Here is an 8,728-nt window from a genome sequence, read left to right as displayed (position 1 = left end):
TCGCCGCGGGCCTCGCCTCCCGCTGCGAGGTGCAGGTCGCGTACGCCATCGGCAAGGCCGAGCCGGTCGGCCTGTTCGTGGAGACCTTCGGCACCGCCAAGGTCGACACCGAGAAGATCGAGCAGGCCATCGACGAGGTGTTCGACCTGCGCCCGGCCGCGATCATCCGGGACCTGGACCTGCTGCGTCCGATCTACGCCCAGACCGCCGCCTACGGCCACTTCGGCCGTGAGCTGCCCGACTTCACCTGGGAGCGCACCGACCGCGTGGACGCGCTGCGCAGGGCCGCCGGTCTGTAGTCCGGTCCGTCAGGCACGTCAGGAGGCCCGGCACCCCTCGGGGCGCCGGGCCTCGGCATGTCCGGGTCCAGCGCGCGCTGAAGGGCTCGGGCGCGCTCCGATGTCAGCGGGCTTTGGTAAGAATGCAAGCGTGAGCAGCGAGAACGAACAGGCCGACGGCGGCGCGGACGGCGCGCCGCCCGAGCAGCTCGCGCTCATCCGGGAGAGCGTGCGCAAGGCGAGGACGCCGCGTGCCAAGCCGCGGACCTGGCGGGGCGCCGCGCTGGCCGGGGACCTGCCCGTCGCCCGCGTCCTGGTCGACAAGGGCGTGCTGCACCTCGACCGGTACTTCGACTACGCGGTGCCCGAGGAACTCGACGCGGACGCCCAGCCCGGCGTGCGGGTGCGGGTGCGGTTCGGGGCCGGGCGGCACCGGGTGCGGGACGGGCGGCGCGAGGGCGGCGGCCTGATCGACGGGTTCCTGGTGGCGCGGCTCGCCGAGTCCGACTACTCCGGGCCGCTGGCCGCGCTCGCCCAGGTCGTGTCGCCCGAGCGGGTGCTCAGCGAGGAACTGCTGGGACTGGCCCGGGCCGTCGCCGACCGGTACGCGGGCAGCCTCGCCGACGTGCTGCAGCTCGCCGTGCCGCCCCGCAACGCCCGCGCCGAGCAGCGGCCCTCACCGGCGCCGCTGCCGCCTCCGCCCGCACCACAGGCCGGATCGTGGGCGCGCTACGAGCGCGGGGCGGCCTTCCTTGAGTCACTGGCCTCCGGGGGCGCGCCACGGGCCGTGTGGAACGCGCTGCCGGGCCCCGAGTGGAGTGACGAGCTGGCGCGGGCCGTCGCGGCAACGCTCGCGTCGGGACGCGGGGCGCTCGTCGTCGTCCCCGACGGCCGGGCCGTCGCGCGGGTCGACGCCGCGCTGACCGCCCTGCTGGGCGAGGGGCGGCACGCCGTGCTCACCGCCGACGCCGGCCCCGAGAAGCGGTACGCGCAGTGGCTCGCCGTGCGCCGGGGCGCCGTGCGGGCCGCGGTCGGGACCCGGGCGGCGATGTTCGCGCCGGTCCAGGATCTCGGACTGGTCGCCATCTGGGACGACGGCGACGACAGCCACAGCGAGCAGCACGCCCCGCAGCCGCACGCGCGCGAGGTGCTGCTGCTGCGCGCTGCGCAGGACAAGTGCGGCTTCCTGCTGGGCGGCTGGGGCTGCACCGTGGAGGCCGCGCAGCTCGTCGAGACCGGCTGGGCCCGGCCGCTCGTCGCCACGCGGGAGCAGGTGCGGGCCGCCGCCCCGCTCGTGCGGACCGTCGGCGACGGGGACCTCGCCCGGGACGAGGCGGCCCGGGCCGCCCGGCTGCCCAGCCTCGCCTGGCAGGTCGTCAGGGACGGTCTGCGCAGCGGGCCCGTGCTGGTGCAGGTGCCCCGGCGGGGGTACGTGCCGAGGATGGCGTGCGCCCACTGCCGGGCGCCCGCGCGCTGCCGGCACTGCGCCGGACCGCTGGAGGCGCAGGACGCGGAGGGGCTGCGCTGCGGCTGGTGCGGGCGCGAGGCGGGCGGCTGGCACTGCCCGGAGTGCGGTGGGTTCCGGCTGCGGGCGCAGGTCGTGGGGGCGCGGCGCACCGCCGAGGAACTGGGGCGGGCCTTCCCGGCGGTGCCGGTGCGCACGTCGGGGCGCGAGCAGGTGCTGGACACGGTGCCGGGGGCGCCCGCGCTGGTGGTGAGCACGCCGGGCGCGGAGCCCGTCGCCGAGGGCGGCTATGCGGCGGCGCTGCTGCTGGACGGCTGGGCGATGCTCGGGCGGCCCGATCTGCGGGCGGGCGAGGACGCGCTGCGGCGCTGGATCGCCGCGTCCGCGCTGGTCCGGCCGCAGGGCGCGGGCGGCACCGTGGTCGTCGTCGCCGAGCCGACGCTGCGGCCCGTGCAGGCGCTGGTGCGGTGGGATCCCGTCGGACATGCCGTGCGGGAGCTGGGGGAACGGGCGGAGCTGGGTTTTCCGCCGGTGTCGCGGATGGCGGCGGTGTCGGGCCCGCCCCAGGCGCTGGCGGCATTCCTCGGCGCCGTGGAACTGCCTCCGCAGGCCGAGGTGCTGGGCCCCGTCCCGCTGCCCGTCACACCGGCCGACCGGCAGCGTCGCCCCGGAGCGCCACCGCCGGGCGAGCACTGGGACCGTGCGCTGATCCGGGTACCACCGGGCACGGGAGCGGCCCTGGCCGCCGCCCTGAAGTCCGCCCAGGCGGCCCGTATGGCGAGGGGCGGCGCGGAGCCGGTGTGGGTGCGGATTGATCCGCTGGACATTGGGTGACGTGGCGTGACGCGACGTGGCTCGGTCGGGCGGGCCGGAGGCGCCCGCGGCCGATTCCGCCGGCCGCCGGGGGACGAGGCCGGTCGGGTCTCCCCGAAGGTCCAGGTGGCGCCCGAGGGTCCACGTGGTGCCCGGAGGGCCGGGCAATGCCCAAAGACGCCGCAGCCCTCCCAGGACGTTGCCGGGAGGGCGGAGCAGGCGGGGGTCGGCGGCGTCAGCCGTTGCGCGGGGCGGGGAACGGGGTCGCCCGGGGCTCGTCGCGCAGGGACGGGCTGCCCGCCATCGGCTGGGTCGGCATCGAGCGGGCCGCGGGGACCGTGGGCAGGCCGGAGCCCACGGCGACCGGCCGGGCCTCCGAGGGCTCCGGGGCGCTCACGGGCTCGGCCGCGGCCGGCTGCGGGGCGGGCCTGCGGGCGCCGTAACGGCGGTGCACCGCCTGCTTGGTGACCCCCAGCGCGGAACCCACGGCGTCCCACGAGAAGCCGAGCGAGCGGTCGAAGTCCACGGCGGCCGTGACCAGCGTCTCCACACTGTCCCGCAGCTCCTGCGCGAGACGGACAGTGGGGGCGGGCGCGCGTCCGTAGACGACGAAGCCCGTGGAGGGACCGGAGCGGCGCGGGCGGTAGACGTTGCCCAACTGGGCGGTGAGCGTGCGCAGTGCGTCCACCTGCCGGCGGACCCGCTCGATGTCCCGCACCAGCAAGTGCAGGCTGGCCCGAGCCTGGGCGTCGTGGGTTGCGTGGTCGGCCATGAACAAGCCTCTCGAACCGGCGTTGAAAGGAATGGGCCGCGATCGCGGCCCGAAGTGGTCAACTCTTTCTTGACCAACGCCCATGCGCTCCGTGGGTCACGGGTCGGGGGCGCGCGGGAACGCGCGTGCGCCCGCCCCCGGGCCCGCACCACCCGCCTCGGCGTAGGGCGGGGGCACGCGGACGGGCGCTCCCGCGCGGGCCGATCGCCGCCGGAGGCTTCCCGAAGTGGCTCGCCCTAGACTTGCCCTGCCCGCCGACCCCCGCCCGAGAGGCCCGAACCACCCCATGAAGCTCGTCTTCGCCGGTACCCCCGAGGTCGCCGTTCCCGCTCTCGACGCTCTGCTCGCCTCCGGGCGGCACGAGGTGGCCGCCGTCGTCACGCGGCCCGACGCGCCGGCCGGGCGCGGGCGCAGGCTCGTCGCGAGCCCGGTCGCCGAGCGCGCCGAGGAGGCCGGCATCGAGGTGCTGAAGCCGGTGAAGCCGAAGGACCCGGAGTTCCTCGCGCGGCTGCGGGAGATCGGCCCCGACTGCTGCCCGGTCGTCGCCTACGGCGCCCTGCTGCCCCGCGTCGCCCTGGACGTGCCCCGGCACGGCTGGGTCAACCTGCACTTCTCGCTGCTGCCCGCCTGGCGCGGCGCCGCCCCCGTGCAGCACTCCCTCATGGCGGGCGACGAGATCACCGGGGCGTCGACCTTCCTCATCGAGGAGGGACTCGACTCGGGGCCCGTCTACGGCACGGTGACGGAGGAGATCCGGCCCACCGACACCAGCGGCGACCTGCTCACCCGGCTCGCCTTCGCGGGCGCCGGGCTGCTCGCCGCGACCATGGACGGCATCGAGGACGGCACCCTGAAGGCCGTACCGCAGCCCACCGAGGGCGTCAGCCTCGCGCCGAAGATCACCGTCGAGGACGCCCGGGTGGACTGGGCCGCGCCCGCGCTGCGCGTCGACCGGATCGTGCGGGGCTGCACGCCCGCGCCGGGTGCCTGGACCACGTTCCGCGGCGAGCGCCTCAAGCTCGTCCAGGTCACGCCCGTGCCCGACCGGACGGACCTCGCGCCGGGGCAGCTGGCCGCCGGGAAGAACAGCGTGCACGTCGGCACCGGCTCGTACGCCGTCGAGCTGGTGTGGGTGCAGGCGCAGGGCAAGAAGCCGATGAAGGCGGCCGACTGGGCGCGCGGGGTGCGGATCGCCGACGGCGAGCGGCTCGGCGCCTGACGCGGGCGGTCCCGGCCGCCCCCGACGACGTAGGCTGGAGCGCGCACCTCATCTCACCACCGGAGCACCTTTTTCGTGAGCGACCAGCCCCGTCGGCCCCGCAAACCCGGCAAGCCCTACCGCCGTCCCCAGAAGGACCCCGTCCGCATCCTCGCCTTCGACGCGCTGCGGGCCGTGGACGAGCGGGACGCGTACGCCAACCTCGTCCTGCCGCCCCTGCTGCGCAAGGCCCGTGAGAAGGACGGCTTCGACGCGCGCGACGCGGCCCTCGCCACCGAGCTGGTGTACGGGACGCTGCGGAGGCAGGGCACCTACGACGCGGTGATCGCCGAGTGCGTCGACCGGCCGCTGCGTGAGGTCGACCCGCCGGTGCTGGACGTGCTGAGCCTCGGCGCGCACCAGTTGCTCGGGACGCGGATCCCGGCGCACGCCGCCGTGTCCGCCACCGTCGAGCTGGCCCGGGTCGTCCTCGGTGACGGGCGCGCCAAGTTCGTCAACGCGGTCCTGCGGAAGATCGCCCAGCACGACCTCGACGGCTGGCTGGAGCGGGTGGCGCCGCCCTACGACGAGGACCCCGAGGACCACCTGGCCGTGGTGCACTCGCACCCGCGCTGGGTGGTCTCCGCCCTGTGGGACTCCCTCGGCGGCGGGCGCGCCGGCATCGAAGGGCTGCTGCGCGCCGACAACGAGCGGCCCGAGGTCACCCTGGTCGCCCGGCCCGGCCGTGCCACCACCGCCGAACTGCTCGCCGAGGAGGCCGCCGTACCGGGGCGCTGGTCGCCGTACGCCGTGCGGCTGGCCGAGGGCGGTGAGCCCGGCGCCATCGACGCCGTGCGCGACGGCCGGGCGGGCGTGCAGGACGAGGGCAGTCAGCTCGTCGCGCTGGCCCTCGCCAACGCGCCCCTGGAGGGGGACGACAAGCGGTGGCTGGACGGCTGCGCCGGCCCCGGCGGGAAGGCGGCGCTGCTCGGCGCGCTCGCGGCGCAGCGGGGCGCGTTCCTGCTCGCCTCCGAGAAGCAGCCGCACCGGGCCGGTCTCGTGGCCCGGGCGCTGGACGGCAACCCCGGCCCGTACCAGGTGATCACGGCCGACGGGACGCGGCCCGCGTGGCGGCCCGGCAGCTTCGACCGGGTGCTGGTCGACGTGCCCTGCACCGGCCTGGGCGCACTGCGCCGGCGTCCCGAGGCGCGCTGGCGGCGCCGCCCCGACGACCTGGACGGCTTCGCCCCGCTCCAGCGCGGCCTGCTGCGCGGCGCCCTGGAGTCGGTGCGGCCCGGCGGCGTCGTCGGTTACGCGACCTGCTCGCCGCACCTCGCCGAGACCCGGGCCGTGGTTGCCGACGTCCTCAAGCAGCACCCCGGCGCCGAACTGCTGGACGCCCGGCCGCTGCTGCCCGGCGTACCGGACCTGGGGGAGGGGCCGGACGTGCAGTTGTGGCCGCATCTGCACGGCACGGACGCGATGTACCTGGCGCTCATCCGCAGGACGGCCTGACCGCGGGGTCCCGCACCTCGGGCGCGCCGTCCTCGCGGGCCCGGCCGGTGCGGCCACCACACCGGGCCGGCGTCCAGGAACAGGACGTCACCAGCACCGGCCGCACGACGGACGTGTCGAGCAGCACGCCGAGGGTGACCGCGAGGCCCAGCTGCGCGAAGGCGACCACCGGCAGCGTGCCGAGGGCGCGAAGGTGCCGGCCGGCACCGGGCCCGCCGAGGTGATCACCGCGCCGGTCCCGCGCTCGGCATCGACTGCAGCATGTTCCTGGCCACCCGCATCCGCGAGGAGGCGGCCCACCCGGGCACCCGGCCCGGTGTGATGACCGGCCCGGCGACGCGCGACCGCGCTGATGCCGAGCGCGGCGGCGCACGACAGGATCACTGCCGCCGACCAGCAGCAGCGGGGCGATCAGCGCCCGCGGCAGCACGCACGGGATCAGCAGGACGACGGGCGATTCTGCCGTCGCGCGCGTACACCGCGATTGCCGGAACCTGCTCCGGCCGGACCGCTCGGACGCCTCCAGCGCCTGCGTCGACTCGGCGGACCCCGGCAGCGAGGACGCCGTGTCGTTGCCCCGCGCATCGGCCGGCCGGGACGCGAACGGCGCCGCAACCGACAGCGCCACCAGCCACAACACCAGCACCAGCCACTACCCCGGTCGCCCGCGGACACGACGAACAACACCCGCCCCCCGGTCACGACGGTCCCCCGGCCACCACCCACCCCCACCGGCGCGGGGAACCGGGCGACAAGCCACGACGGACCGGCGCCCTTCGCCCGGCAACTTCCCCCGGGTACCGATGCCGCTCACCCCCGGAGGGCATGGCAGGCTTGGGTCATGGCCCCGCAGATCAACCCCAGCATCCTGTCCGCCGACTTCGCCCGACTCGCGGACGAGGCCAAGGCGGTCCAGGGAGCCGACTGGCTCCACGTCGACGTCATGGACAACCATTTCGTCCCGAACCTCACGCTCGGCGTGCCGGTCGTGGAGTCGCTCGCCCGTGCGACGGACACCCCGCTGGACTGCCATCTGATGATCGAGGCCCCCGACCGGTGGGCGCCCCAGTACGTGGAGGCGGGGGCCGGTTCCGTCACCTTCCACGTCGAGGCGGCCGCCGCGCCGGTGCGGCTCGCCCGGGAGATCCGCGCCAAGGGCGCCCGCGCCTCCATGGCGCTCAAGCCCGCGACGCCCATCGAGCCGTACGAGGATCTGCTCCCCGAGCTGGACATGGTGCTGATCATGACGGTCGAGCCGGGGTTCGGAGGACAGGCGTTCCTCGACATCATGCTCCCGAAGATCCGCCGCACCCGCGAGTTGATCGGCAAGCACGGACTGGAGGTGTGGCTCCAGGTCGACGGCGGAGTCTCGGCGTCCACCATCGAGCGGTGCGCCGACGCCGGAGCCGACGTCTTCGTCGCGGGATCGGCCGTCTACGGGGCATCGGACCCGGCCGAGGCGGTACGTGCACTGCGCACGCAGGCGGAGGGGGCGACGGCCAAGGCGTCCTGGGCGTGCGACCACTGAACCACGAGAACGTGAACGGCTCCCATCAGGGCTGATCAACCGCGCCGGATCTGCAAGGATGAACGGCGAATCCAGAGTGTGAACAGCAGTGAGGAGAACGCCGTGTCGGGTATGTCGGCGGGCCGGTCAGCCATGCGGATGGGACCCGCTGAGCTGGTGCAGGCGGCGGCCATGGCCCGCCGCTTCTACCTCGAGGGGAAATCCAAGATCCAGATCGCGGAGGAGTTCGGCGTCAGCCGCTTCAAAGTGGCCCGGGTCCTGGAGACCGCCCTCGAACGGGACCTCGTACGCATCGAGATCCGGGTCCCGGCCGAGCTGGACGCCGAGCGCTCGGACGCGCTGCGCGGCCGCTACGGCCTCAGACACGCCGTGGTGGTGGAATCCCCGGCCGACGCCGAGGAGACCCCCGATCCGGAGAACCTGGGGGAAGTGGCCGCCGACCTGCTCGGCGAACTGGTCAACGAGGGGGACGTGCTGGGCCTGGCCTGGGGCCGCTCCACCATCCACATGGCGGCGGCCCTCAACCGGCTGCCGCCCTGCACGGTCGTGCAGCTGACGGGCGTGTACGACGCCGGGACCGCCGAGCGCGGCTCGGTCGAGGCCGTGCGCCGCGCCGCGCAGGTGTCCGGCGGCGACGCGCACCCCATCTACGCGCCGATGCTGCTGCCGGACGCGGCCACCGCGCAGGCGCTGCGCCACCAGACCGGCATCGCCCGCGCCTTCGAGTACTTCGACAAGGTCACGGTCGCCTGCGTGTCCATCGGCTCCTGGGAACCGGGCATCTCGACGGTGCACGACATGCTCAGCGACGAGGAGCGGGGCCACTACGCCTCGCTCGGCGTCGCCGCCGAGATGTCCGCGCACCTCTTCGACTCCGAGGGGCGCCGGGTCGGCCGCGACCTGGGGGAGCGGTGCATCACCGTCAAGGCCGACCAGTTGCGGCGCATCCCGGAGGTCGTCGCGATCGCGGGCGGCCAGCGCAAGGCCGCCGCGATCGACGCGGTGCTGCGCTCCGGGCTCGTCACGAGCCTGGTCACGGACACCTCGGCCGCGGACTACCTGATGACGGCGGGCAGCACGCCGCGGCCCGCCCTCGACCGGGCCGACCCGGACGGGCCCTGACCACCGCGTGGGGCGACCGCGGCACGCCGCCGCGGTC

General features: G+C 75.7%; 7 protein-coding genes and 1 pseudogene. 6 read left to right on the top strand and 2 right to left on the bottom strand.

Annotated features, from left to right (window positions below; translation table 11 throughout):
• On the top strand, positions 1 to 299 hold a 299-nt coding region (locus AB0M97_RS30490; protein ID WP_365964215.1), incomplete at its 5' end, for a methionine adenosyltransferase domain-containing protein.
• 130 nt (positions 300 to 429) lie between these two features.
• The gene (locus AB0M97_RS30485) at positions 430 to 2,577 is read left to right on the top strand and encodes a primosomal protein N' (protein ID WP_365964214.1); all 2,148 of its coding nucleotides are present in this window, start codon (positions 430 to 432) and stop codon (positions 2,575 to 2,577) included.
• A 214-nt stretch (positions 2,578 to 2,791) separates the two neighbouring features.
• Here AB0M97_RS30485 and AB0M97_RS30480 read toward each other — a convergent pair whose 3' ends face one another.
• Positions 2,792 to 3,328 carry a hypothetical protein gene (locus AB0M97_RS30480; RefSeq protein WP_365964213.1) on the bottom strand — a complete coding sequence of 179 codons (537 nt, stop codon included), beginning with the start codon at positions 3,326 to 3,328 and terminating at the stop codon, positions 2,792 to 2,794.
• A gap of 286 nt (positions 3,329 to 3,614) precedes the next feature.
• Here AB0M97_RS30480 and fmt point away from each other — a divergent pair, with 286 nt between their 5' ends.
• Positions 3,615 to 4,547 (top strand): methionyl-tRNA formyltransferase, encoded by a 933-nt coding sequence (gene fmt / locus AB0M97_RS30475; RefSeq protein WP_365964212.1) that lies wholly within the window; start codon positions 3,615 to 3,617, stop codon positions 4,545 to 4,547.
• A 75-nt stretch (positions 4,548 to 4,622) separates the two neighbouring features.
• Entirely contained in the window at positions 4,623 to 6,041 is a 1,419-nt protein-coding gene (locus AB0M97_RS30470) for a transcription antitermination factor NusB (RefSeq protein WP_365964211.1), read from the top strand.
• Here AB0M97_RS30470 and AB0M97_RS30465 read toward each other — a convergent pair.
• Positions 6,022 to 6,278: pseudogene (locus AB0M97_RS30465) on the bottom strand (MMPL family transporter); the annotation flags it as partial. The gene AB0M97_RS30470 and the pseudogene AB0M97_RS30465 overlap by 20 nt on opposite strands.
• Before the next feature lie 604 nt (positions 6,279 to 6,882).
• On the opposite strand from AB0M97_RS30465, the gene rpe reads away from it, so the two are divergent.
• Entirely contained in the window at positions 6,883 to 7,569 is a 687-nt protein-coding gene (gene rpe, locus AB0M97_RS30460; RefSeq protein ID WP_365964210.1) for a ribulose-phosphate 3-epimerase, read from the top strand.
• A gap of 78 nt (positions 7,570 to 7,647) precedes the next feature.
• Positions 7,648 to 8,691 (top strand): sugar-binding domain-containing protein, encoded by a 1,044-nt coding sequence (locus tag AB0M97_RS30455; RefSeq protein WP_365964209.1) that lies wholly within the window; start codon positions 7,648 to 7,650, stop codon positions 8,689 to 8,691.
• The last annotated feature ends 37 nt before the right edge of the window (positions 8,692 to 8,728 follow it).

Source organism: Streptomyces sp. NPDC051207, from assembly GCF_040682395.1.
Taxonomy (GTDB): Bacteria; Actinomycetota; Actinomycetes; order Streptomycetales; family Streptomycetaceae; genus Streptomyces.
Note: the sequence above shows the minus strand (reverse complement) of the source record. Positions and strands in the feature narration are given on the sequence as shown.